We start from the raw sequence: 249 nt of genomic DNA, 5'->3' as shown, positions 1-249 counted from the left end.
GCTGTTCGTCGCTGACCTCCTTGAGGTCGCGCTCGATGTCATACAGCTTATTGATCATCGTCAGCGCCACATCGGCTCGTCCGGTCTTACCCTTGGGCTGCACCTTTTGTGCTTCGACGAACTTGCGGCGCGCGTGAACCATGCATGCCAGTCGCTCGATACCGGGCTGCAACGCCAAAGCGTTGTAACCCGCATAATCGTCGGTCATCACATAGCCGCGATAGCCTTGCAGCAGACGCAATGGTACTT

The 249-nt window shown here is 57.0% G+C and carries 1 protein-coding gene; it reads right to left on the bottom strand.

What is annotated here, in order from left to right; translation table 11 throughout:
- Positions 1-249: IS66 family transposase (locus JNA92_RS26280; RefSeq protein WP_241807239.1), on the bottom strand; the 249-nt coding region annotated here is incomplete at both ends.

This window comes from Pseudomonas putida, from assembly GCF_022627325.1.
In the GTDB taxonomy this organism is placed as follows: Bacteria; Pseudomonadota; Gammaproteobacteria; order Pseudomonadales; family Pseudomonadaceae; genus Aquipseudomonas; species Aquipseudomonas putida_X.
This window is presented reverse-complemented; position numbering and strand designations above follow the sequence as displayed.